This is a genomic window from Mucilaginibacter sp. 5C4, from assembly GCF_034345625.1.
In the GTDB taxonomy this organism is placed as follows: domain Bacteria; phylum Bacteroidota; class Bacteroidia; order Sphingobacteriales; family Sphingobacteriaceae; genus Mucilaginibacter; species Mucilaginibacter aurantiaciroseus.
In genome coordinates, this window is record NZ_CP133775.1 from 338,430 (window position 1) to 362,509 (window position 24,080).

Sequence of the window (24,080 nt, forward strand, 5' to 3'; positions counted from 1 at the left end):
ATTTCTTTTCTCCCAAAAGAAACGAATTAAAGAAAAGTCGCGACTTGGTAACACCCTTTTTAAGTTTGTGCTTTATCAGTTGCAGTGCCTCCCGTGTGTTACACTATGTCGCATTTTAAAGTTATCGGTCCGTTTGTCAGGCTCATTCCTGAGATGAATTTTTGAATGCTTTTTTAAGAGCGTGGGCTCAAACGTCAAAGCGGGCGGGCCGGGTGTATGGCGGGAATGTCGGTTTAGCTTTCGAAGACCGCGCATGCGGCGAGAAAGCGTTAAGAACCGGCAGGGCGGGCGGAAGCTTCTCTTTGACTTAGCCTTTTCTTTTGGTTCGTTTTCTTTGCGGCTAAGGCAAAGAAAATGAACATCCACAGACTAAACGGCAACTCACTTCCGCTCCTAACGAAGAACTAATCTGCGGCCTCTGTATAGCGAATAGATTTTATGCAAGGAGACGCGAAGTATCGCGTCTCTACAGCCACGTATCAATGACAGAAGATTTCTTTTTTTCTTAAGCATTGACCCAAACCTCAACTCGGGCGGGCCGGGTGAATGGCGGGAATGTGAGTTTAGCTTCGAGATTCGCGCATGCGGCGAGAAAGCGTTAAGAACCGGCAGGGGCGGGCGGAAGCTTCTCTTTGACTTAGCCTTTATCTTCTTTTGTTTCGAGAGGAGACTATATACCAGTAGACCATGGATGAAAAAATTATTATATTCAAACTTTAATTTAAAAGAATGAGTAAAGGGGCTATTGCGATCTTGATTATTGCGTTGATAGTTGTTATTGCGATTTTTGCTGTGCCTTTTATTATTACAATGTTAGCTGGACATCCTTTCAAACCGAATTAATAATAATCCTTCACTGATCGAAGTTTCCCAAATCGTCCCAAAATGTTGCAAACATTCTGCTTGCGTAAGCTGAATGTTTAAAATGTTTTAGGTCCAAGTTACGCTGCGCTAAACTTGAACCAGCAATGTAGTTGGGTTATGTGCCGAACGGATTCTATTCGTAGAGACGCGATACTTCGCGTCTTTTACCAAACGCTTCTGCTATTTAAATATACTTTGCGCTTTTTTGATCGTCATCTCCAGGTCTATCCCTTCCCCAAGTACCCCCTTAAACAGATCGCCTTCTTTTTTGAGGCGGGCAATAGTATTATGGATGGTAAAGTGCTTCATGGTGAGGCCGGGTTTTACTTCGTCCCAGTGCAGGGGCATGGAAACGGTTGCGCCGGGTTTTGGGCGTAGCGAATACGGGCCGGCAATGGTTGCACCGGGGCGGTTCTGCAGGAAATCGAGGTACATTTTGCCTTTGCGGTTCTTGATCATCCGCTCCAGCGAGGTATAATCCGGGATCTGCTGGTGAACTATATTAACGATCAACCGGGCAAACATCTGCGACTGGTCATAATTGTACTTAGCCTCCAGCGGGATATAAATATGCATGCCTGTAGAGCCGGAGGTTTTGCAGTAGCTTGGAACATCAATGGCATCAAGCACCTTCTTTACTTCCTGCGCCGCTTCAATCACCTGATCAAAGGTGTTTTTATCGGGGTCGAGGTCGATAATGCAATAGTCGGGATTATCAGGCGACTGTACCCGGCTGAACCAGGGGTTCATTTCGATACAGCCCAAAGATGCCATCCAAAGCAAAGTGGCTTCATCATGCCCAACTAAATAATCTTTATCCTCGCCATCGCTGGTGGTATAGGGGAATGTGTTCACCCAATTGGGCGATTTGCCGCGGACATCCTTCTGATAAAAGCTTGGCCCATGGATGCCATTAGGGAAGCGGTTAAGGGATTGCGGGCGATCTTTCAAATATGGCAGAATATACTCAGCAACCTGGTAATAGTAGTTGAACATATCCCGCTTGGTAATGCCGTCCCCGGGCCAGTAAACCTTGCTGAGGTGGGTAAATTTCAGGTCGTGCCCGCAAATCTTTTTTACCTGGGTTTCTTCTTTAGGGTTAAGCAGCGTACGCTTAACGGCTTCTTTGGGCGCGGCAACCAATTTATGTTTAGGCACCTTTTTTGTTTCGGGGTGATGCTCTTCCTCCTCCACAATGTCGGTGGTATCGGCTTCCGTTTCGCGCACTACCTCTTTGGCTTTTTTATCAACCCGCATCCCCTCGAACGATGGGTGGCGGAACACGCCGTCGCTGGTCACCTCGGCAAAGCTCACTTCGCAAACCAGTTCGGGTTTTAGCCAGGTGGCTTTAGCCTTCGGCGGATTAGGGCGGAAACGGGATGGTTTGTTTACGTCCGGTTCGCTGGTAAACGGCACTATATCTGTTATCAATGGCTTAAACGTCGCCATCATTTCCTTTTGCAATTTGTCCGAAAAGCCTGTACCCACTTTGCCTACATACAGGAATTTGCCATCCTCGTAAACACCCAGCAACAGCGAGCTGAATTGCTTGGCAGTACCTTCGTTTTTGGTGAAGCCGCCAATAACCACCTCCTGCCGTTTGTTGATCTTTATTTTTAGCCAGTCTTTAGAGCGGTTATCCGGCGCGTAAGTGCTGTTGCCACGTTTAGCCATAATGCCTTCCAGGCCAATTTTACCGGCAGCCTCAAAAAATTCGGTGCCGTTGGCCTTAAACGTTTGGCTTATGCGCACGCGGTCGTCATCCGTTGGGATCACATCGCGCATTATGGCCTGGCGCTCTGTCAACGGCAGGTCCATCAGGTTTTTACCATCATACCAAAGTATATCGAAGATGTATAGCACCAATTCGCCATCGGCCTCGCTGCGCCAGTTTTGCAGGGCGCCAAAGTTAGACACGCCTTTATCGTTCAGCACCAATACCTCCCCGTCGATAACCACGTTCAGCTTCCAGCTTTCCAGTAGTTTTTTTAGCGGGTAGTATTTCTCATTGAAATCCTTGTTATTGCGCGATAGCAACTGTACCTCGCCTTTGTTAATGAAGCCAAGCGTGCGGTAACCGTCCCATTTCACTTCGTATACCCATTCAGGGTCGTCAAAGGGTTCGTTCACCAGGGTAGCCAGCATTGGTTTTATGCCGGTAGGGCTCTTGCCTTTGGGTGCTTTCTTCAGTATCGCTTTGGCGTTTATCTCCTTATCTTCGGATGTTTCTTCAGCTTCTTCTGCCAGGTCTGCTACAGGCTCATGAAGTTTTTTTTTTGATAAGGCCATCTTTGGTTTCTCTTCTTCTACATCCTGCTCTTCGCCATCCTTCCAAACCTTTTCGCTGGTTTTTTCCATCTTCTCGATAGTTTTGCCGGAGAATACAGATTTGTCTTTTTTTGTGATGTCGGCGGCAGACGCAAAATCGTCTTTATGTTTAATGAGCAGCCAGCCATTCTCGCCCATGCCATGGGTTTTTACCAGGGCATATTCGCCTTCCAGTTTTTCGCCGTGGAGTTTTATTTTGAGCGAGCCGTCTTTAAGTTGTTTCAGCAGATGTTTCTCCTGTGCTTTTTTGCCGCCCTTTATTTCCTCGATAGGTTCGTAGGTGCCCTCGTCCCAAACGATGACCGTACCACCGCCATATTCGCCCTGCGGGATAATACCCTCAAAGTTGCGGTAGTCGAACGGGTGGTCTTCCACCATCATGGCCAGTCGCTTACTCTTGGGGTCGGTTGAGGGGCCTTTGGGTACGGCCCAGCTTTTGAGTACGCCGTCCATCTCCAGCCTAAAGTCGTAATGCAGGCGCGATGCATCGTGCTTTTGAATCACGAACATCAGTTTACCCCTATCCTTGCTGCTACCGGCTTTAGGTTCCGAGGTTTTTGTAAAATCTCGTTTTTGGGCATATTTCTCAAGGCTCATAACTAACTAACGTTCAGCGTTAATTATGGTTTGAAAAGAAATTAATTAGAAATCAAGCGGTTACTGGCCCGAGTCCGGCTCAAGAACAGACAGGAAATTGCCTGCCGGGTCTTTGAACCAGGCGATGGTTGGCCCACCGTTGCCTTTGGATACGCCATGTTCGTCGGTCTTCAGGTATTCGCTGTCGTAGATCTCGAATTTTACGCCGCGGGCGGTAAGCTCTTTTACAGTTGCCTCCATATCCTTCACCGGGAAGTTTAAAATGGTGTAGTTAGCCGGTTGATGGTCGGGTTTGTTGTACACCAAAATATTGTTTTGGTTGCCATCGATATGGATGGTGAGCATGCCGCCCATGTCCTCGGTCTTGTCAACTTGCAGGCCTAACACTTCGCCGTAAAATTGGTGAGCGGCATCAATATCATTGACAGAAAACCCGCTGAACGCTTTTGAATTTTTTAACATGACGCTTGTTTTTTAGTTGTATTTTACAGTACAAAAATGCAGCCAACAAAGAACAATCAGGGTCGGTTTTTGGTGATTGACGGGCGTTTTTTGGTGATTTAAATCGTTATATTTTCCAGGTATTTGTATCCGCTTCCGGTGTTTACCAAAACAATGGTCTCGCCGGGTTTTATCCAGTTAGATGCTTTTAGTTTTTTATAGGCCTGCCATAATGCAGCGCCTTCAGGGGCTATCAGCATGCCTTCGTGGCGGGCAATCTCCTTTACGGCGTCGTTCATTTCTATATCGCTGATGGTGAGGGCAGTACCGTTGCTATCACGCAGCACTTTCAATATGATCTTATCCGCAAATGATTTAGGCACACGCAGGCCATTGGCAATAGTGAAGCCGCCATCCACAAATTCTGCACTGTAATCCCCTCCTTTAAAGGCAGTTACAATGCCATCGCAACTTTCGGATTGTACAGCAACCATACGTGGGCGCTTGCTACCTATCCAACCCAGCTGCTCCAACTCATCAAATGCCTTCCAGATGCCTATAAGGCCTGTTCCGCCACCTGTGGGGTAGAACACCACATCGGGCAACTCCCAGTTAAACTGCTCGGCTATCTCAAAGCCCATAGTCTTCTTGCCTTCAAGGCGATAGGGTTCTTTCAGGGTCGAGATCTGGAACCAGCCGTGTTCGGCAGAACCTTCGGCAACCAGCTTACCGCAATCCGCAATATTGCCGTCAACCTCCACTAAATCAGCGCCATACAATCGGCATTCGTCCTTAAATACCTGCGGGGTTAGCCTGGGCATATACACGATGGCTTTAACACCGGCACGTGCAGCATATGCGGCCAATGCACCACCCGCATTACCCGCGGTTGGGGTTGCTATGGTTTTAATAACCAACTCTTTAGCTTTGGAAACAGCCATACCAATGCCTCTTGCTTTGAATGAGCCCGTTGGGTTGCCCGCTTCATCTTTCCAGAATACCTGATTGCCGATAGTATCATGGGTAAGGTTTTTTATGGGGATAATGGGTGTAAAACCCTCGCCCATGGTAACGATATTCTCATCATCCAAGACAGGAAGTAACTCTCGGTAACGCCACATACTGGCCGGGCGGCCCATCAAAATTTCTTTACTAAGTGGCTGGCTTAGATCATATTGCGCGAAGAGTGTGCTATTGCATCCATCGACAATACAAAATGTATTTGGCTGGGCGGCGTCATACTCAGCACCGCAAGCCGGGCATTTTAAATTGATCAGTCTGGATTGTCCCGTTATTGTTGTTGTGCTGTTAACCATGGCTTTATTATAGGCCGGCAAGGTATTAACAAGCTGATATATCCGCAAATTTTTAACTATAATGTTACTACAATTTTGCCTGAAAGTGATGCTGACAATCAATAACAATCCTCGTCGTAAACGGTAGCGGCCAATTTTAACGTGTTAGCAGGTGTATTTGCCACGGTTATTTCGGGTATAGCTATAGACAACTGGTCTTTTACGTTAAATGAGATGGCTACGTTGGCTGTACCTGTTGCAAAATCATAAGTGGTTTTGGATGCATCAGTGGTGTTTACCTGGCATTGTTTGTCGCCAAGCGCTAAAGCGGTTTTAGGCACAAGCTGGTAGGTGCCTGTGCTGTTAGGGAAGTTTTAAAAGTAACGGTTAAAGTACCTTTATGGCCGTCTCCACTGTCATTAAATACAATTGTGTTGCCACCTGTTTTAGCGATTGTGTTAACATAATGTGTAATGCTGCCCAGTGACCCGGTATTGTCTGATGTTACTACGTTGCTGTCTTTTTTTGAGCAAGCATTAAATAATAACATGGCTGCTGCCAGCATAATTGTTAGTCCTTTTTCATAGATAATGTTTTAGATGTACGGCAAATATGCCCTTTTTGTTAAAAAGATGTCAAACCTTTTCATTTGGCACCAATATCATAACTGCCTAATTAAAACTTTATTCCATATAAACCGTTCTTATAAATTACAGTTAAATTTTTTCATTAAATTTTATCTTATGAAACTCCGAATATTGATACCCTCGTTATTTATTATAGCCGTTGTAGCCTCCAGTTGTGTAAGCAGCAAAAAATATAAAGAACTACAAGCCAACTACGATAAACTTGACAGTAACACCCGCGAAATGAAAGGCAGGTACCTGCTTACCGAACGTAACCTTGGCCTCGCAACAGAAAGAGTAAAAAGCCTTGATGAACAATTAGCATCAGAACGATCTAACAATAAACAACTACAATCGGCCCTTGATAAGTGTTTAACATCAAGCGGACAAGGTAACTTAAACATTTCTAAACTGGTTGATGAGATCAACAGCTCTAACAAATACATTCAGCAACTGGTTAATGCCAAAAACAAGAGCGATTCGCTTAATATGGTGCTTACCAATAACTTAACCCGTTCTCTAAGTCAGTCTGAAATACAAGATGTTGATGTGAAAGTGTTGAAAGGTGTAGTGTATATTTCCCTTTCGGATAACATGCTTTACAAATCTGGCAGTTATGACCTGACTGATAAAGCAGGTACAACCTTAAGCAAAATTGCCAAGATCATTAAAGATTACGCCAATTACGATGTACTGATAGAGGGCAACACCGATAATGTGCCTATCACCATGAAGAACATCCGTAACAACTGGGACCTGAGTGCTTTAAGGGCATCGTCGGTAGTGCTTGCATTGCAAACAACTTACCAGGTAGACCCTAAACGTTTAACCGCAGGTGGCCGTGGCGAGTACAACCCAATTGCTGATAATAGCACAGCAGCAGGTAAAGCCCAAAACAGGCGTACGCAAATTATCATCACCCCTAAACTGGATCAGTTTATGGACCTGATAGGTAAAGCACCCGAAACAGCACCGATAAAATAATAGGTTTAAAAAGTTTTTATTGAAAAGGCCTGCTCAAGTTGAGCAGGCCTTTTTTTGGATAATTATTTAGATCAGATCAAATGCCCGGGCGTATTGCATCAACTCGTAAGTACCAGCATTTAGTTTCTTTTTGATGTTTTTACGATGAGTTTCGGCTGTATTTATAGAAATAAGGGTTAATATCTTGGGTACATAATCCTGCGCATCGTCGGCATTAAAGTATCGTTTGTAATACTCTTGTGCGGTTATTGATATGATATCTTCAATTGAAGTTTGTAAACCATCCAGCCCCCGCTTAGACATATAAAGTACCAACCAATCCCGCAAGTCGTGGATAATTACCACGCAAGGCAACAGGTTATGCATTGTAGCAAACTCTTCAATTTTGGGGATGATCTGTTTAGGCAGGTTTACTTTGTTAAGCATGCCCCAAAGTATAGGTTTAAACAGCTGCACGCACCCCGTTAAATCACGGTATTTATTGGGTTAAACAGCCGCCTGTAAGTGTTGCTCGTCAACAGCCATCACATTATCTTTCTGCTTCAGTTTCTCTTTTCGCTGATAGCGGAAATGCAGCAAGCCGATAAGTAATGCCGCGATACCTTCCAGCAAAATTGTATCCGGCGCTCCTATCCATTTAGATACCGAGCCGACAAGCAACCCACCAATCGGTTGCAAACCAAAAAATGCCATCGCATAAAAACTAATCACACGCCCACGCATGCCCGGATCAACGGTAGTTTGTATCAGGGTGTTGCTGATGGTGATCTGCGACATCATACCGAAACCCGCAATAGTTGCAAATACCAATGCCAGCCAATAGGTGTTCTCGTGCGAGAACAGCACCAGGCCAATACCAAATATAAGCGTGTTAACACTCAGGATCTTTTTCAAATTGCTCCCTGCTTTAAGCGATGCCAGGAATATTGCCCCGGTAAATGCCCCAAGCCCAATTACGCTATCTATTACCCCAAATGTTGTGGCGTTCCCTTTAAAAACCTCGCTGGCGTAGTATGGTATTAATGTACTAAATGGTAATACCAGCAGGCTTATCAGTCCAAGCATCAGTATCACAAACGAAATAGATGGCGTGGCCTTCAAGTATGCAAACCCCTCACGCAACTCCCCAAATACATTTTTCTTGTGCTCTGCTTTTACATATTTGGGCATGCGCATCATTAATAACGACCCTATTACCGCTATAAAACTTGCAGCATTAAGCGCAAAGCAAAAGCCATCGCCCCAGTACTCTAATATAAACCCGGCTATGCCGGGGCCAATTAACCGCGATAGATTTACCATGGAGGAATTGAGGGCCAGCGCATTAGGCAAATCCTTTTTATCCTCTATCATTTCATACACTAATGACTGCCTTGCGGGGACGTCGAATGCATTAATGATGCCGAGCACAACGCTTAGCACCAATATCTCCCATACTTCATAATGTTTCAACAGCACCAATATAGCCAGTATAGTAGCCTGTATCATAGAGGCGACTTGTGTGGACAGCAACACCCGGAAACGATTGTACCTGTCAGATACCACACCACCAAAAAGCGACAGTAAAAATGACGGGAACTGGCTGGCAAAAAGCGTAACGCCCAGCATAAATGTAGAATGGGTAAGCGAGTAAATAACCCAGCTTACCGCTGTTTTTTGCATCCAGGTACCAATAAGCGATACGGATTGCCCTGCGAAATATAAACGGTAGTTACGGCTGCGGAATGCGTTGAAGGTGGTGATATTCATTATATATAAATTCAACGACAATAAATGCCCGCTAATTGTTTCCGGCAAGCTATGTAATAATTAAATTACCATAACATGGCATTGATGCGGGTGGATAAACACAGGCCATTTTTTAAAAGATGCCCGGCGTATCAATTAATACATTATTTTCGTTTTATTGCGTATGTTGGTAGCTTATCCTAACTATGACCCAAGCCGAAAACTATGATCTGTTGATCGAAAAAATCAACACCTTTATTCGTAAGTACCATTTTAACAACCTGCTGCGCGGGCTGATATTTTTGGGCGCGGGTATATTTTCGGCCTACGTGGTGATCACATTACTGGAGTACTTCGGTAATTTTAATACTACGCTGCGTACCATCCTCTTCTACTTTTTTATCCTGCTGAATGTAGGTCTGATCATCTGGCTGGTATTGCCGCCGCTATTCGCCAGATTAAAACTGGGCAAAACCCTAACGCACGTACAGGCCGCCGAGATCATTGGCCAACATTTTAATGATGTGCACGATAAGTTGCTGAACACCCTACAGTTAAAGAAGCAATCCACTGAAAATGCAGAACACCGCGAATTGCTTGAGGCCAGTATCAACCAAAAAATAGAAACTTTAAAGCCGGTGAGTTTCCCATCGGCAGTAAACATCCGCGAGAATAGCAAATACCTAAAGTGGGTTATCCCGCCTGCGGCTGTTATTTGCATCATCGCATTCGCGGCACCATCAGTTTTAACGGAAAGCACTAAAAGGCTCATTCGCCATAACGAATATTTTGCACCCGTTGCACCATTTCAGTTTGTATTGTTCAACAAAAACCTATCGGCAGTACAGGGCGAAGATTACAAACTCGACCTAAAATTAACCGGCGACAAATTACCAAACGATATTTATGTAGAAACGGCTAACAATACATTTAAGTTAGATAAAGAGAACATCAGCCGGTTCCATTATCTGTTTACCAACCTGCAACAAAACACGTCGTTTAAATTGGTGGGTAATGGCTTTAGCTCGGCGCCATATGAGATAAGGGTTAATCTTAAGCCCGTTTTATTACATTTTGATGCAGATTTAACCTATCCCGCATATCTCCACAAAAAAAACGAAACCATTGCCAATGCCGGCGACCTTACCCTGCCTGCCGGCACTGTTGTGACCTGGAAATTCCACACGCAAAATGCCTCTACGCTTTTGTTTAAGATTGATGGCGCTAACAAACCCATAGCACCAACAAGCGGCAATTTGTTTGAGCATCGCGAACGCATCCTGAAAAACACGGCTTATAATGTTAGTCCGCTAAACAATAATGTGCAACGCAACGATTCTGCCACTTACCGCGTTAATGTAATTGCAGATGAGGCTCCCGCTATTGAAGTACATGAAAAGCCGGATTCGGTAAGTATGAAAGCCTTTTATTTTAATGGCAGGATTCAGGATGATCATGGCTTTTCGTCATTAATCTTTCATTATAAAATTGGCGAAAAAGGAGGCGAACGTTCCATAAACAAACCGGTTAAATCGGATCTGTCTGCCACCCAATCAGATTTCTTTTATTTCTGGGATCTGAAAGAACTGGGCATCCGTCCCGGGGATAACGTTACCTACTATTTTGAGGTTGCCGATAACGACGGCGTTGCCGGCCCTAAAAAAGCACGCACCCCCGAGCGCACATTGAATGTGCCTGATGCCGGCCAATTGGCCGAAGAGTTGAACAAAGGCAGTAATGCAGTAAAAGAAAAAATGCAGTCGGCAGTAAAATTGGCCGCGCAGATTGAAAAAAGCGCGCAGAAGTTGAACCAAGCGTTGTTGGATAAAAACGCCCTTTCGTTCGACGAGAAAAAGCAGGTGGAAGAGTTGCTACAAAAACGCAAAGATTTGGATGAGTTAGTAAAAGATACTCAGGCCGATAACAAAAAGAACCTTTACAACAGGCAGGAAAACCAGCAGCAAACGCAGGAACTGATGGAAATGCAAAAGCAGATTGAAAACCTGTTTAACAATGTGCTGGATGATAAGACCAAAGAAATGCTGCAAAGGCTACAGCAAATGTTGCAGGAAAGCCAAAAGGATAGTACCCGCGACGAATTATCTAAAATGCAGATGGACAATAAATCGTTAAAGAAAGAACTTGACCGCATACTGGAACTATACAAAAAACTTGATTTTGAGCAGAAGCTAAACCAAAACGTAAACCAATTAAACCAACTGGCGCAGGATCAGCAAAAGCTATCAGACCAAACGCAAAAGGCTGGTAACAACAATAAGGACCTGCAGCAACAAGAAAAGCTGAATAACCAGTTTAATAACATCAAAAAAAAGCTGGACGAACTGCAAAAAGAAAACGAGAAGAACGGCAACAAACAAGAGTTTAAAAACCCGGAGGCCGAAAAGCAGTTGATAGATGAGCAGATGAACAAAAGTTCGGATGCGTTGAAAAAGAACAGCCGCCCGCAGGCATCAAAAGCGCAACAGCAAGCCGCCAAACAAATGAAGCAGCTTGCCGATAAACTAAAGAACGATGAAAGCGAAGGACAGGAGAGCGAAAATGCCGTTGATGCCCGCCAGCTGCGCGAATTGTTAAAATCTTTGGTGAACAGTTCGTTCACTCAAGAAAAAATAATGCAGCAATTACGCAACACCAGCCCTAACGATCCGGCCTATATCGCGTTAGCGCAAAAACAAAAAGATGTTAAGGACAATTTAAAAACAGCTGAAGATAGTTTGTATTCGCTTAGCCGACGCATTCCGCAGATCCAATCGACCGTTAACAAAGAAATTGCGGGTATTAATGAGCAAATAGACCAATCTTTAGATAATTTAGGCGAGCGCAAAACGCCCGAAGCCATGCGCAACCAGCAATTTGCTATGACCAGTATGAACAATTTGGCACTGATGTTGAGTGAAGCACTTGATCAATTGCAAAAACAGCAAAGCAAAAGTGGTAGGGGCAAAGGCAAACAACCTTCGTTATCGCAATTGAGCAAGATGCAGCAGCAGCTAAATCAAAACATGCAAAAGGCGCGCGAGCAGATGCAGAAGATGGATAACCCTCAAACTGGCAAAACCGGACAGCAGGGCCAGCAAGGTATGAGCGAACAGTTTGCCAAAATGGCGCGCGAGCAACAAATGATTAGGCAAACGTTGCAGCAAATAAATAAAGAGAACAATAAAGACGGTACTAATGGTTTGGGAAATTTAGATAAAATTTCAAAAGAAATGGAACAAACTGAGAACGATCTCGTAAACAAGAAAATTACAAACGAAGCGTTAAAAAGGCAAGAGCAAATAAAAACACGTTTGCTGGAGGCCGAGAAAGCGGAGCAAGAGAGAGAGCAGGACCAAAAGAGGGAGAGCCGGGCGGCAAGTAACATGCCGCCGGGGTATATTAAAGCTTTGCAGAACTATGAGCAGGTTAAGACAAAGCAAACGGAACAAATAAGAACAGTACCTGCGGCGCTTAACTTGTATTACAGGCAAAAAATTAAAAAATACTTTGATCAACTTAATGGAAAATGATATGGCACAGGCGAACGTTCAAACGGAACTTTATACACTACAACTTCCGTCAAAACACGAAAGCATAACACAGCTGGAGGCTTTGATAGAAGAGGTAGCGGATAAACATAACGTAGCCGAGGATGTGTTTGCCAACATGATGACCTGCCTTAACGAGGCGGTTATTAATGCAATTATACACGGTAATAAATTAGACCCTAATAAAAAGGTTTATGTAAATGTTGAGGTTTATGGCAAACGCATCATTTGGACAGTTACTGATGAGGGTGCCGGTTTCGACTATAATAACCTGGCAGACCCAACAGCTGCCGACCGCCTGGAAGAGCTTACCGGCCGTGGCGTATTTATATTAAAGCACCTTGCCGACCAATGTATATTTAATGCAAGTGGTAACGAGGTTGAACTACACTTTAAAATATAATGCCCGCAATTACTTTCCATGAGGAAGACATCAGTTATAAATTAAAAAACAAAACCGCGGTACGTAAATGGATCACCGATACCATTGTTGCCGAGGGCTATAAACTGAGCGAGCTTACCTATATTTTTTGTACCGACGAATACCTGCTAAAGATCAATCAGGAATATCTCGATCACGATACTTATACTGATATCATCACCTTCGATAATTCGTATGAAGAAGGAGTAATTGTAGGCGATATTTTTATTTCTATAGAACGCATTAAAGAGAACGCTGCCAAATTTGGCGTTACCCCAGAGCAGGAACTACACCGAGTGATCATTCACGGCACACTGCACTTATTGGGTTACCCGGACAAAACCCCTCCCGCTAAGAAAAAAATGACGCAGAAAGAGGATTTCTATTTGGATAAAAGAGGTTTTTAATACCTAATTTTACATCTGTAAATCAATCTTCCTCGTAAATCATTTATTTTCGAAACATAAAACATGAAATTACTGATATTAATCTGCGCCATGATGTTCATCACATCGGCACCTGCACCGCTTTACAGCTTTAAGCTTAAAACCATTGATGGTAACGATTTTTCTTTGTCGAAATACAAAGGCAAAAAATTGCTTATCGTAAATACAGCATCAAAATGTGGTTTTACCCCACAATATGCCGAATTACAAAAGCTTGCGGACCGGTACAAAGACAAGGTAGTTGTTGTTGGTTTCCCGGCAAATAACTTTGGCGGCCAGGAGCCAGGCACCAATGCTGATGTAAAAGAGTTTTGCCAGAAAAACTTTGGTGTAACTTTTCCTTTAAGTTCAAAAGTGAGTGTTAAGGGCGATGATATAGCACCCATATTCGCTTACTTAACCAAAGAGCCAAATCCTGATTTTACAGGCGAGATCAAATGGAATTTTGAAAAATTCCTGATAGACGAGAATGGCAAACTGATCCATCGTTACCGCTCTACAACAAAACCATTATCTGACGAAATAACTAAAGCATTATAACAAAAAGGGGAAGCTAATTAGCTTCCCCTTTTTGTTTACTCGTTATTCTGTTCGTCGCTTAATTATCATTCTTTTTCTTAGCGACATCCTTAGCTGCTTTTTCTTTGGCTTTTATAGCTTCTTCCTGTACCTTTTTGATAGAATCTTGTTTGGCTTTGGCGGCTTTCTCTTTCTTTTTGAAGAAACCCCTAAGCAAGAAGTTATGCTGGGCGGCTTTCAAATCTTCGTTAAGGGTTGCTGTTGTACTATGCACACCCTTCATGGTAGTTTGGGCTTGTTTTACCGTTCCTTCCAGATCCCTTGCAATTTTATCGTTATTAAGCAAGCGGCCGATACTACCTTTACCGCTGTTTACTTTAGCTACAATTTGTGACAGGTCGCTGGTAAGGCTTTCTGCATTGTCGGCAACCTTAATGAGTTTGGTGATGATCTTGTCCACATCAACCGGGTTAACCGATCCTAACTCTTTACCCTCGCTAATTTCAGTTTGGCTGGTTATACCGCCGGGTGCAATTACTACCAATTTATCACCCATCAAACCATCACTACCTATACTCATTTTAGAATCGGTTTTGATGAATTTCCTTACCGAATTATTTAGTGTAAGGTCAACCCGTACGGAACTATCTGTTACTATGTTTATGGCTTCAACTACGCCCACATTTATACCGGCAAAGCGCACGTTGTTACCAACGGTAAGGCCGCTAACGTTCTTAAATGTTCCGTATACTTTAAATGTTGAGCTAAACAGGCTCTTTTGGTTCCCGATATAAAATACCGCGAGGAAAAGTACCAGTAGGCCCACAACCGTGAACGCGCCAATTTTTATTTTTTGTGATGATGTAGTTTTCATGTTGTTTCGTTAAAAAATGACCTTACCAGTTCGTCGTCCGAGTTTTTTAGCTCATCAAACGAGCCCTCGGCTATATATGTACCCTCATTCATGATCACAACACGGTCGGCGGTGATTTTGGCGCATTCCATGTCGTGAGTTATAATTATGGATGATGTTTTATACTTCTTTTGCATGTCCAGGATCAACTCGCTTATCTCGCGCGAGGTGATGGGGTCTAATCCTGTCGTAGGCTCGTCATAAAGCATTATTTCAGGCCGTACAATCATCGTTCTTGCCAATCCCGCACGTTTACGCATCCCGCCCGAAAGATCAGATGGTAGCTTATCTATTGCGTCAGCAAGGCCTACGCCTTCAAGGGCTTCTTCTACTCGTTTATCCAGTTCGGCCTGGTCAGTTATTTTTAGGACACGTGTAAGCGGAAATTCCAGGTTATCGCGCACGGTCATTGAATCGTATAACGCACCGCTCTGAAACAGGAAGCCGACTTTATTACGTAACTCTTTTAGCTGCTCTTCATTCATTTCAGCCACATCATCGCCAAAAACCTTAACGGTGCCGGTATCTGGTGTAAGCAAGCCAACAATACATTGGATCGTAACCGATTTACCCTGGCCCGATTTACCAAGTACCACTATATTCTCGCCTCGTTTTAGCTGTAAATTGATATCTGTAAGCACATCTTTCGTCCCAAAAGATTTGGAGATATGGTCGATATCCACTACCACTTCGTTTGTAGGCTTATCCACGTCCGGCTTGTTTTGTTTAGTCTCTTCCATGGTTACCTGTAAAATAGTAAGCTGGTGATTTGTACTGCAACGGCATCAATAATAAAGATCCATAGGGATGCCGTTACTACAGCCGAGTTCGCCGCGATGCCCACACTTTCAGTACCTTTATTGGAGTTATATCCCTTATAGCATCCCACAAAACCAATAGCAAAACCAAAGAAAACGGTTTTAACAACAGCAGGCAGGAAGTCTATAAATTCAAGAGAAGAAATACATTTGTGGAAGTAAAGCGTAAAGCTGATATCATCGGTAAAATTTAACGCTAAAAAGCCCCCGAGAAGGCCAATAGCGTCACCAATTACGGTTAATAACGGCACCATTAAGCTGGTTGCCAAAATACGGGTTACCACAAGGTATTGTAATGGGTTTGCGCCCGATACTTCCATGGCGTCTATCTGCTCGGTAACCTTCATACTACCCAGCTCTGCACCGATGCCCGATGCTACTTTACCGGCGCAGATAATAGCGATAATAACCGGCCCTATTTCACGTATAAACGACACCGCAAGCGTCTTAGGCAGCATGCTTTCGGCACCCATTGCTAACATGGATGGCCTAAGTTGCAGGATAAGAACCAGCCCCATAATAAACGAGGTGATACCTACCAGCATCATAGAGCGGTATCCTATTTCGTAACACTGGCGTACAAACTCCGACCATTCAAAACCGCCCCTAAAAATATTGCGGAAAAAGCTTTTGAAGAACACACCCTGTTCCCCAACGCCTTCCAGCCATTTTTTGTACCCGGTAATTGCCTGTTCTGCCATAAGTTATTATACTTGCCAGTTATAAACAAAGTATTGGTCAAATGTTTTAGGTTACCGAAATTTTATTCTGATGTTTAAAAAATCATCGGTACTTCTATGATCAATATTTTGCTTTCGCTATTGGTTTCTATCGTGAATGCCTCTGTATCGTAAACGCCTATCGCATCCCTTTTGTTTAAAACCTGATCTGCAATTTTTACTTCGCCCTCTAACAGAAACACATAAGCACCATTTCCGGGTGTTTTGATGGTATAAGTTAACTGTTGCCCTGCATCAAAATCGCCTTGCGAAAACGTGGTATCCTGATTTAACCAAAGCGTATCATCGTTTTTTACCGGCGATATCATGGTAGTTAACTCATTCTTTATAAACCTATTACTGAAGTTTTTTTGATCATAACGAGGCTCAATATTTCTTACTTTAGGGAAGATCCAGATCTGCAATGATAGGGTATCTTCCGTTTCCGATGGATTATACTCCGAATGGAACACACCCGTGCCTGCAGACATAATCTGCACGTCGCCGGCTTTGATTATGCCTTTATTACCCATGCTATCCTGGTGCTCTAAGGAGCCTTCCAATACAATGGTGGTGATCTCCATGTTATCGTGTGGATGGCGGCCGAAGCCATTTCCACGTGCAATAAAGTCGTCATTCAGCACCCTTAAAGCACCAAAATTCGTCTTTGTATCGTCCTTAAATGGCCCGAAACTGAATGAAAAATTTGCTTTTAACCAACCTATATCATTATGCCCCCTGTCGCCCGCGGCGTGAAATTCTGTTTTCATTTTTTTACTTTCCTGATGAATTAATACTCGTTATGTAATTAAATACATGTTTAAACACTCAATATTTATTCCACAATTTAATTATGCGTAAATTTGCGCGTTAAAACCTACCATAATGGCATATAAGGCAATTATAGCGGGCGCAAGCGGCCTAATTGGCAGTAATTTATTAAATATATTACTGGAGGCCGCTGAGTACAGCGAGGTTTTAGTTTTAGTTAGGAAAGAATTACCCCTAAAGCATAAAAAACTGGTGCAATTGGTTATCAATTTTGATGACCTGGGTAAATTTGCGGATACCATCACCGGCCACGCCATATTCAGCTGTTTGGGAACAACTAAGAGCCAGGCACCGGATAAGGAACAATACCGGAAGATTGACTATGCCTATCCTTTGCAACTGGCACAATTAGCCAAGCAAAATGGCGTTGAACAATTTCATGTAGTAACAGCCATTGGGGCTGACAAAAATTCGCCGGTATTTTATACAAAATTAAAGGGCGAACTGGAGGATGCATTGCAGCGATTGGGTTTAAAAACCTTGCGCATCTATCAACCATCCATGTTAATGGGTGAGCGGGAAAGAAGCCATTGGTTAGAAAATTTGGCTACCGGCCTTTTCAAAATAATAGACCCGCTGCTTATTGGCGGGTTAAAAAAATACAGGAGTATAAAAGGCAGCACGGTTGCCTATGTTATGTTCAAAAAATCATTAGAGAGTGCAACGGGCACTTTTATATATACATCAGATAAAATACATACTAATTAGTGAGCACTTATATCTCGGCCGAAAATTTAGGCCACTCCTTTCATGATAACTGGTTGTTTAAAAACCTTACGATTGGCATTAACCGCGGCCGCAGAGTCGCGCTTGTTGGTGTTAATGGCGCCGGTAAAACAACGCTGTTAAAAATCCTTTCGGGTTCGTTAAAACCAACCGAAGGCAAAGTTGCGCAGGCACGCGACCTAAACGTTGGCTACCTGGAGCAGGACCCCTTTTTTAAAAACGCGGTTACCATCAGCGATTACATATTCCATGCGGATAATATTCAGCAGCAGCTGATCCGCCGTTACGAGGAGTTGTTGGAAAACGACCCCGAGAACATGAAGGAGATGGATAAAGTGATGGAGGAGATGAGCGAAATTGATGCCTGGGAATATGAATACAAGATCAAGACCATTTTAGGAAGGCTTGACATACATCATCTTAATCAGCACATTAACACGCTATCAGGCGGACAGAAGAAACGTTTGGCTTTAGCTAAACTTTTAATTGAGGATCCGGAGATCTATATTTTAGATGAACCTACCAATCACCTTGATATTGATACTATTGAGTGGCTGGAAAAATTACTGACCGAAGGCAGCAAAACCATATTGATGGTTACGCACGACAGATACTTCCTGGATAATGTTTGTAACGAGATCCTGGAGATAGACAGAGGCAAGATCATTCCGTATATAGGTAACTATGGTTACTACCTGGAAAAGAAGGCCGAAAGAGAAGCCTCTGACGATGCTACCTTCCAAAAGAACTCGAACCTGTTACGTAAAGAGCTGGAATGGATGCGCAGGCAACCCAAGGCACGTGGCACCAAATCAAAATCACGTATTGATGCCTTTTACGACCTGGAAGCTAAGACTAAAGACCGCGGTGGTAAAGAAAACGTTGAGTTAAGTGTTAAGGTATCCCGCCAGGGTAACAAGATCATGGAGATGCACCATATTAGCAAAGGCTTTAATGGTAACACTTATATTAAAGATTTTAGCTACACCTTTAAAAAAGGCGACCGTATTGGTTTAGCCGGAAAGAATGGTAGCGGCAAGTCTACCCTATTAAATTTAATAACCGACGGGTTGCAGCCCGATACTGGCGAGATCATCAAGGGCGAAACAACCGTGATTGGTTACTTTAACCAGGCGGGATTAAGTTTTAAGGAAGATGAGCGCGTTATAGATATTGTAAAAAACGTTGCTGAGTTTATTACTATGGCAGATGGCAAGCTTATCTCCGCTTCTGCTTTGCTTACCTTATTTCTATTCCCTCCTGTTAAGCAATACGGCATGGTTTCGAAATTAAGTGGTGGCGAAAAGAAACGCCTGCACTTGATGAGCATCCTGATCAAGAACCCAAACTTTTTGATATTGGATGAGCCTACAAACGACCTGGATATTGATACCTTGAATGTATTGGAGGAATTTTTAACCAACTTCCCGGGCATATTGATCATGGTATCGCACGATAGGTATTTGCTTGATAAACTAACCGACCAACTTTTTATTATGGAAAGCGAAGGCAAGGTGCTTATTTACAACGGTAACTATACATCTTACCGGTTGGAACTGGAAGAAGCGAAGCAATTGAATAAAAAGACAACACCTGCCCCTGCTCAAACGCAAGCTGAAGCACCTAAAAAAACTAAGCTTAGTTTTAAAGAGGAAAAGGAGCACGAAGGGCTGGAGAAAGAGATAGCAGATATTGAAGACAAGCTGAAAGAAACAACTGATGCTTTAAACACAACCGATATCGACCCAAAAGAACTAACCAAACTGACAGATAAGATAACGTACCTAAACAAACAGTTGGATGCCAAAACAGCCCGCTGGATCGAATTAGGCGAACTAAAAGAAGCGTAATAAGATGAAAACATCAGATATTATTGCTTCTATTGGAGTTATCATCTTATTGGTTGCGTTTTTGCTTAACATGTTTAAGCAGATATCGGCGCAAACACGCATATACACCGGCATGAACTTTATAGGTGCAGGCATGTGTGGACTGTCGTCATACATGATCGATTTTTACCCTTTTGTGGTATTAGAGGGCATATGGGCGGCATTCGCTTTATACTCATTTTTTAATGTTCCACGTGGAACATCTAATTAAGAAATTACATAATGTTCCACGTGGAACATGGAGGTTATATGTTTAAGAAATATAATGTAATAGTAGTTGGCGCCGGGCACGCGGGCTGTGAAGCTGCTGCTGCCGCTGCCAATTTAGGCTCTTCTGTTTTGCTAATCACCATGAATATGGGGACTATTGCGCAGATGAGTTGCAACCCCGCTATGGGTGGAGTGGCTAAAGGGCAAATAGTGCGTGAAATTGATGCATTGGGTGGATACTCGGGCATTATAACCGACAAAACATCCCTGCAATTTAGGATGCTTAATTTAAGTAAGGGCCCCGCTATGTGGAGCCCACGGGCACAAAGCGACCGAATGCGGTTTGCTGAAGAATGGCGAATTGCTTTAGAAAAAACCCCCAACGTTGATTTTTGGCAGGATACTGTTACCTCTCTTTTAATTAAAGGAAATACTGTTGCAGGTGTAAAAACATCGCTCGGTATAGCAATAGAATCTGATGCCGTAGTGCTTACCAATGGCACGTTTTTAAACGGTGTTATCCATATTGGTGAAAAGAAATTTGGCGGTGGCCGTACAGGTGAAAAAGCCGCTACCGGTTTAACAGAGCAACTGGTTACCCTGGGTTTTGATGCCGGAAGAATGAAGACAGGTACCCCACCCCGCGTCGATGGACGGAGCTTAAATTATTCGTTAATGGAAGAGCAATGGGGCGACGAAGAGCGCGGCCGCTTCTCTTACACCGATGTGGAATTGGCTAAAGACCAGCGCTGCTGTTGGATCACTTATACTAATACTAAAGTACACGAAACGCTTAAAGAAGGCTTTGAAAGATCGCCTATGTTTACCGGCCGTATCAAAGGTTTAGGCCCGAGGTACTGCCCTTCCATTGAAGATAAAATTAACCGCTTTGCAGAGCGAGACCGTCACCAGATATTTGTTGAGCCCGAAGGTTGGAACACTTGCGAGATATATGTAAATGGTTTCTCTACTTCGTTACCAGAGGATGTACAATATAAAGCACTTACCCAAATACCGGGCTTTGAAACGGCTAAAATGTTCCGCCCCGGTTATGCTATCGAATACGACTTTTTCCCGCCTACCCAGCTAACCTTAACGCTTGAAACAAAGCAGATCAGTAATCTTTATTTTGCCGGCCAGATAAACGGTACTACCGGTTATGAGGAGGCTGCGTCGCAAGGATTTATTGCGGGCATTAACGCGCATCAAAAAATCAACGATAAACACGAGCTGATCCTGAAAAGATCTGAATCATACATTGGTGTTTTAATAGATGACCTGGTAACCAAAGGTACCGACGAGCCATACCGTATGTTTACCTCCAGGGCAGAGCATCGCTTATTGTTACGCCAGGATAACGCTGATATCCGATTAAGCCCAATGGGCCATAAGCTTGGTTTAATAAGCGATGAGCGACTGGACAAGGTTAACCGTAAGATCAAAAACTCGGACGAGATAGTTGCCTTCACCAGAAGCAAAAGCATCAACCCTTCTGAAGTAAATAGTTTACTGGAAGAAGCGGGCACCTCGCCTATCAACCAAAATGCTAAGCTGTTTAATTTGTTAAGCCGGCCGCAAATAGGTTTTAATGAACTAAAGCGTGTAGATAGTTCGCTTTCAGATAAGCTATCGGGTTATGATAAAGAAACTATTGAACAGGCTGAAATAAAAATCAAATATGAGAGTTACTTTATAAAAGAATTGGAAATTGTTGAACGGATGAAAAGAATGGAAGACCGGGAAATCAATCCCGAGTTTGACTATCATCAACTGGTTTCACTTTCTAAAGAAGCACGCGAAAAACTGATGAGGATAAAACCACGCACTTTAGGCCAGGCATCCCGCATTTCGGGGGTGTCACCGTCGGATGTATCGGTTTTAATGGTACACGTATCCCGATAGGATATAACTACCTGAAAATCAGATAATTATAAATTATCTTTTTTAAAGCATTTTTTTAGATTTTTAATATCCCAGTTCATAAAAAGGTAAAAATCGATTATAGGGCATAAAAACAATGTTAAAACCAAAACCGGCCATTTTTAGTAAAAACTTCTACTTCATATTTATCGCTTTGTTAGCCTTTGGCTGCGCAAGCATCCAAAAACCTATGGGAGGCCCGCGCGACCTTACTCCTCCCAAATTATTGAAAGCAACGCCAGAAAATATGACCCGTAATTTTAAGGCAAAAGAGATCCGTTTGGAATTTGACGAGTTTTATAAACTCAACAACCAGTATCAGGAAATTACCATTAGCCCTGCAATGGAAAAACAACCTGAGTACAAAATAAGCAAGCGCGACCTGATCATCGATTTTAAAGACTCGCTCCAAAAAAATACAACTTACGTTATCAACTTTGGTAAGGCCATCCAGGATGTAAACGAAGGCAACGTAATGGACAACTTCACCTACGTGTTTTCTACCGGGCCGCATATCGACTCGTTGAGCATGTCGGGTTTTGTGATGAACAGCATCACCCAGGAAAAAGAGAAAGACGCTACCGTAATGATCTTCACGGTTAAACAGGATTCGCTTTTGTTCGGTAAAAAGAAACCTACCATTTTTGCCACAACAGATTCGGCAGGTAATTTCTCCCTGAACAATTTGCACGATGGCGAGTACAAAATCTACGCGTTAAAAGAACCAAGCCCAAACAAGATCTTTGATAATGACAAAGAGTTGATCGCGTTTTCTAACCGGACAATAAATTTAAATAAGGACACCTCGGGTATCAGGCTATCCCTGTTTCAGCAGATCCCGCAAAAATTTAGGGTTTCCGAAAAGAAACTGACTAATGATGGTGTGCTATCTCTTGTATTTAACAAGCGTTTAACTAACCCGTCTTTAAAGATTATTTACCCTCAGGGATTAGACGAACAGAAAATAGTAGACATCAGCAAAACTAAGGATACCGCCCTGGTATATATGCGCAACATGGCCTTTGACTCGTTACGCGTGGCCATCTATGATAATAATAAGCCTATTGATACCATATATCAGTTAAAAGGCCGTAAAGAAGCCTTTACACGTGTACTCACATTCAAATACGGTATTAACCGGGATAATAAATTGAAGCCCAACACGGACCTTAGGATAACGGCGAATTTACCAGTTGAAAATATTGAACCGGGGTTGATTTCAATTACCATAGATTCGGCCAATGTGCCTAATTTAAACGTGCAGACAGACCCGGAGAACCCCCGTGTTATTATCGTAAAAAACAGGTGGCGTGCGGGTGGCAAGTACCAACTTGTATTAAACGAAGCAGCGGTTGTAGATATTTATGGCGATAAAAACAAGCGCACAGGTATAAACTTTGAGGCCGATAAACCTGATAATTATAGTCAACTTACCCTTAAAGTTACCGTGCCGGATAGCAGCAAAAGTTATGCGATTGAATTATTGGACGAGCAAAAAAACTTGATCCACTCCGACCCTATATCGAAAAGTGGTTCGATAGTTTATAAGAATTACCTAACCGGGAAATATAAAATCAGGGTGGTGTACGACACCAATAAAAACGGCCGTTGGGATAGCGGTAACGTTAAGCTTAAAGCACAGCCCGAGAATATTTGGCTATACAATAAAGAAATTACCCTAAGGGCAAATTGGGAGGCTGAAGAACCGTTAGATATCCCTAAAGAACAGGTTAATCCTTAAACCAGCCGGAATACATGATATAGTTTTGCGGTAACTTATTTAATAAAGCCTTTTGCTCAGTGGTAAGGGGCTTTATTTTTTTAGCGGGGCTGCCGGCATACAGGTAGCCGCTTTCGCAAACGGTTCGCTCCAATACTACAGAACCTGCCCCTATGATCACGTATTCCTCCACCACTACATCATCCATCACAATGGCGCCCATTCCTATTAAAACATGATCATGCAACGTACAGCCGTGCACAATAGCGTTGTGGCCAATAGATACGTTATTGCCGATATTAGTAGGTGCTTTTAGGTAAGTAGCGTGGATGACAGCGCCATCTTGTATATTAGAGTTATCGCCAATTTTAATATAATGTACATCCCCACGGATAACCGCATTGAACCAAACCGAGCAGTTATTACCCATTACTACGTCACCAACAATAGTGGCATTTTCGGCAATAAAACAATCGGTTCCCCACTGGGGTGATTTATCGTTTACGGGTAGGATAATAGGCATATTTTGGGAGGTGA

22 protein-coding genes are annotated in these 24,080 nt (G+C 43.2%); 10 read left to right on the plus strand and 12 right to left on the minus strand.

All coding sequences use genetic code 11. The features are described from left to right. Window positions 1-1,044: 1,044 nt before the first annotated feature. The 5 genes from ligD to RHM67_RS01545 all read right to left on the minus strand — a co-directional run bounded on the left by ligD (window position 1,045) and on the right by RHM67_RS01545 (window position 6,090). A complete protein-coding gene (gene ligD / locus RHM67_RS01525; protein ID WP_322229935.1) occupies window positions 1,045-3,789 on the minus strand; it encodes a DNA ligase D in 2,745 nt (914 codons plus the stop codon). A 60-nt stretch (window positions 3,790-3,849) separates the two neighbouring features. Further along, complete coding sequence (locus RHM67_RS01530; protein WP_322229938.1) at window positions 3,850-4,251, minus strand: VOC family protein; 402 nt, start codon at window positions 4,249-4,251, stop codon at window positions 3,850-3,852. A 98-nt stretch (window positions 4,252-4,349) separates the two neighbouring features. Continuing rightward, complete coding sequence (locus RHM67_RS01535; RefSeq protein ID WP_322229941.1) at window positions 4,350-5,546, minus strand: threonine synthase; 1,197 nt, start codon at window positions 5,544-5,546, stop codon at window positions 4,350-4,352. 98 nt (window positions 5,547-5,644) lie between these two features. Further along, window positions 5,645-5,866: a hypothetical protein gene (locus tag RHM67_RS01540; protein WP_322229943.1), complete on the minus strand. Its 222-nt coding sequence runs from the start codon at window positions 5,864-5,866 to the stop codon at window positions 5,645-5,647. Continuing rightward, window positions 5,848-6,090 carry a hypothetical protein gene (locus RHM67_RS01545; RefSeq protein WP_322229945.1) on the minus strand — a complete coding sequence of 81 codons (243 nt, stop codon included), beginning with the start codon at window positions 6,088-6,090 and terminating at the stop codon, window positions 5,848-5,850. The genes RHM67_RS01540 and RHM67_RS01545 overlap by 19 nt, the downstream gene beginning before the upstream one ends. Before the next feature lie 178 nt (window positions 6,091-6,268). Between RHM67_RS01545 and RHM67_RS01550 the strand changes: the two genes are divergently transcribed. Beyond that, window positions 6,269-7,135: an OmpA family protein gene (locus tag RHM67_RS01550; protein WP_322229946.1), complete on the plus strand. Its 867-nt coding sequence runs from the start codon at window positions 6,269-6,271 to the stop codon at window positions 7,133-7,135. 66 nt (window positions 7,136-7,201) lie between these two features. On the opposite strand, the gene RHM67_RS01555 is transcribed toward RHM67_RS01550, so the two are convergent. Further along, window positions 7,202-7,561: a hypothetical protein gene (locus tag RHM67_RS01555; protein ID WP_322229949.1), complete on the minus strand. Its 360-nt coding sequence runs from the start codon at window positions 7,559-7,561 to the stop codon at window positions 7,202-7,204. Window positions 7,562-7,621: 60 nt separating this feature from the next. Next, window positions 7,622-8,884, minus strand: coding sequence for an MFS transporter (locus RHM67_RS01560; RefSeq protein ID WP_322229951.1), 1,263 nt, complete (start codon window positions 8,882-8,884; stop codon window positions 7,622-7,624). Between the two features lie 185 nt (window positions 8,885-9,069). Here RHM67_RS01560 and RHM67_RS01565 point away from each other — a divergent pair, with 185 nt between their 5' ends. From RHM67_RS01565 to RHM67_RS01580, 4 genes are all read left to right on the plus strand, one after another. Further along, window positions 9,070-12,393 carry a DUF4175 family protein gene (locus RHM67_RS01565; RefSeq protein WP_322229952.1) on the plus strand — a complete coding sequence of 1,108 codons (3,324 nt, stop codon included), beginning with the start codon at window positions 9,070-9,072 and terminating at the stop codon, window positions 12,391-12,393. Beyond that, the gene (locus RHM67_RS01570; RefSeq protein WP_322229955.1) at window positions 12,371-12,814 is read left to right on the plus strand and encodes an ATP-binding protein; all 444 of its coding nucleotides are present in this window, start codon (window positions 12,371-12,373) and stop codon (window positions 12,812-12,814) included. Before RHM67_RS01565 ends, RHM67_RS01570 begins: the two co-directional genes overlap by 23 nt. Next, window positions 12,814-13,239, plus strand: coding sequence for an rRNA maturation RNase YbeY (ybeY, locus tag RHM67_RS01575; protein ID WP_322229957.1), 426 nt, complete (start codon window positions 12,814-12,816; stop codon window positions 13,237-13,239). The genes RHM67_RS01570 and ybeY overlap by 1 nt, the downstream gene beginning before the upstream one ends. A gap of 63 nt (window positions 13,240-13,302) precedes the next feature. Next, window positions 13,303-13,818, plus strand: coding sequence for a glutathione peroxidase (locus RHM67_RS01580; protein WP_322229960.1), 516 nt, complete (start codon window positions 13,303-13,305; stop codon window positions 13,816-13,818). Window positions 13,819-13,876: 58 nt separating this feature from the next. On the opposite strand, the gene RHM67_RS01585 is transcribed toward RHM67_RS01580, so the two are convergent. The 4 genes from RHM67_RS01585 to RHM67_RS01600 all read right to left on the minus strand — a co-directional run bounded on the left by RHM67_RS01585 (window position 13,877) and on the right by RHM67_RS01600 (window position 17,017). Then, window positions 13,877-14,671: an MlaD family protein gene (locus tag RHM67_RS01585; RefSeq protein WP_322229961.1), complete on the minus strand. Its 795-nt coding sequence runs from the start codon at window positions 14,669-14,671 to the stop codon at window positions 13,877-13,879. After that, the gene (locus RHM67_RS01590; protein WP_322229964.1) at window positions 14,668-15,450 is read right to left on the minus strand and encodes an ABC transporter ATP-binding protein; all 783 of its coding nucleotides are present in this window, start codon (window positions 15,448-15,450) and stop codon (window positions 14,668-14,670) included. Before RHM67_RS01590 ends, RHM67_RS01585 begins: the two co-directional genes overlap by 4 nt. A 2-nt stretch (window positions 15,451-15,452) precedes the next feature. Beyond that, window positions 15,453-16,229: an ABC transporter permease gene (locus RHM67_RS01595; RefSeq protein WP_322229967.1), complete on the minus strand. Its 777-nt coding sequence runs from the start codon at window positions 16,227-16,229 to the stop codon at window positions 15,453-15,455. A gap of 74 nt (window positions 16,230-16,303) precedes the next feature. Continuing rightward, window positions 16,304-17,017, minus strand: a complete 714-nt coding sequence (locus RHM67_RS01600; protein ID WP_322229969.1) for a pirin family protein — start codon at window positions 17,015-17,017, stop codon at window positions 16,304-16,306. A gap of 115 nt (window positions 17,018-17,132) precedes the next feature. On the opposite strand from RHM67_RS01600, the gene RHM67_RS01605 reads away from it, so the two are divergent. The 5 genes from RHM67_RS01605 (at window position 17,133) to RHM67_RS01625 (ending at window position 23,564) form a co-directional block, all read left to right on the plus strand. Continuing rightward, on the plus strand, window positions 17,133-17,786 hold the full coding sequence (locus RHM67_RS01605; RefSeq protein ID WP_322229972.1) for an NAD(P)H-binding protein: 654 nt from the start codon (window positions 17,133-17,135) through the stop codon (window positions 17,784-17,786). Then, entirely contained in the window at window positions 17,786-19,654 is a 1,869-nt protein-coding gene (locus tag RHM67_RS01610) for an ABC-F family ATP-binding cassette domain-containing protein (RefSeq protein WP_322229975.1), read from the plus strand. The genes RHM67_RS01605 and RHM67_RS01610 overlap by 1 nt, the downstream gene beginning before the upstream one ends. A 4-nt stretch (window positions 19,655-19,658) precedes the next feature. After that, window positions 19,659-19,904 (plus strand): CBU_0592 family membrane protein, encoded by a 246-nt coding sequence (locus RHM67_RS01615; RefSeq protein ID WP_322229978.1) that lies wholly within the window; start codon window positions 19,659-19,661, stop codon window positions 19,902-19,904. A 38-nt stretch (window positions 19,905-19,942) separates the two neighbouring features. After that, window positions 19,943-21,805 carry a tRNA uridine-5-carboxymethylaminomethyl(34) synthesis enzyme MnmG gene (mnmG, locus tag RHM67_RS01620; protein ID WP_322232164.1) on the plus strand — a complete coding sequence of 621 codons (1,863 nt, stop codon included), beginning with the start codon at window positions 19,943-19,945 and terminating at the stop codon, window positions 21,803-21,805. A gap of 115 nt (window positions 21,806-21,920) precedes the next feature. Then, the gene (locus RHM67_RS01625) at window positions 21,921-23,564 is read left to right on the plus strand and encodes an Ig-like domain-containing protein (protein ID WP_322229980.1); all 1,644 of its coding nucleotides are present in this window, start codon (window positions 21,921-21,923) and stop codon (window positions 23,562-23,564) included. Here the strand turns inward: RHM67_RS01625 and RHM67_RS01630 are convergent. Continuing rightward, entirely contained in the window at window positions 23,554-24,066 is a 513-nt protein-coding gene (locus RHM67_RS01630; protein WP_322229982.1) for a gamma carbonic anhydrase family protein, read from the minus strand. The genes RHM67_RS01625 and RHM67_RS01630 overlap by 11 nt on opposite strands. Window positions 24,067-24,080: the final 14 nt, after the last annotated feature.

Excerpts from the sequence above, each read along its gene's own strand:
- ligD (WP_322229935.1), bottom strand. The coding sequence starts at position 3,789 with ATGAGCCTTGAGAAATATGCCCAAAAACGAGATTTTACAAAAACCTCG.
- RHM67_RS01530 (WP_322229938.1), bottom strand. The coding sequence starts at position 4,251 with ATGTTAAAAAATTCAAAAGCGTTCAGCGGGTTTTCTGTCAATGATATT.
- RHM67_RS01535 (WP_322229941.1), bottom strand. The coding sequence starts at position 5,546 with ATGGTTAACAGCACAACAACAATAACGGGACAATCCAGACTGATCAAT.
- RHM67_RS01545 (WP_322229945.1), bottom strand. The coding sequence starts at position 6,090 with ATGCTGGCAGCAGCCATGTTATTATTTAATGCTTGCTCAAAAAAAGAC.
- RHM67_RS01550 (WP_322229946.1), top strand. The coding sequence starts at position 6,269 with ATGAAACTCCGAATATTGATACCCTCGTTATTTATTATAGCCGTTGTA.
- RHM67_RS01555 (WP_322229949.1), bottom strand. The coding sequence starts at position 7,561 with ATGCTTAACAAAGTAAACCTGCCTAAACAGATCATCCCCAAAATTGAA.
- RHM67_RS01560 (WP_322229951.1), bottom strand. The coding sequence starts at position 8,884 with ATGAATATCACCACCTTCAACGCATTCCGCAGCCGTAACTACCGTTTA.
- RHM67_RS01565 (WP_322229952.1), top strand. The coding sequence starts at position 9,070 with ATGACCCAAGCCGAAAACTATGATCTGTTGATCGAAAAAATCAACACC.
- ybeY (WP_322229957.1), top strand. The coding sequence starts at position 12,814 with ATGCCCGCAATTACTTTCCATGAGGAAGACATCAGTTATAAATTAAAA.
- RHM67_RS01580 (WP_322229960.1), top strand. The coding sequence starts at position 13,303 with ATGAAATTACTGATATTAATCTGCGCCATGATGTTCATCACATCGGCA.
- RHM67_RS01585 (WP_322229961.1), bottom strand. The coding sequence starts at position 14,671 with ATGAAAACTACATCATCACAAAAAATAAAAATTGGCGCGTTCACGGTT.
- RHM67_RS01590 (WP_322229964.1), bottom strand. The coding sequence starts at position 15,450 with ATGGAAGAGACTAAACAAAACAAGCCGGACGTGGATAAGCCTACAAAC.
- RHM67_RS01595 (WP_322229967.1), bottom strand. The coding sequence starts at position 16,229 with ATGGCAGAACAGGCAATTACCGGGTACAAAAAATGGCTGGAAGGCGTT.
- RHM67_RS01600 (WP_322229969.1), bottom strand. The coding sequence starts at position 17,017 with ATGAAAACAGAATTTCACGCCGCGGGCGACAGGGGGCATAATGATATA.
- RHM67_RS01605 (WP_322229972.1), top strand. The coding sequence starts at position 17,133 with ATGGCATATAAGGCAATTATAGCGGGCGCAAGCGGCCTAATTGGCAGT.
- RHM67_RS01615 (WP_322229978.1), top strand. The coding sequence starts at position 19,659 with ATGAAAACATCAGATATTATTGCTTCTATTGGAGTTATCATCTTATTG.
- mnmG (WP_322232164.1), top strand. The coding sequence starts at position 19,943 with ATGTTTAAGAAATATAATGTAATAGTAGTTGGCGCCGGGCACGCGGGC.
- RHM67_RS01625 (WP_322229980.1), top strand. The coding sequence starts at position 21,921 with ATGTTAAAACCAAAACCGGCCATTTTTAGTAAAAACTTCTACTTCATA.
- RHM67_RS01630 (WP_322229982.1), bottom strand. The coding sequence starts at position 24,066 with ATGCCTATTATCCTACCCGTAAACGATAAATCACCCCAGTGGGGAACC.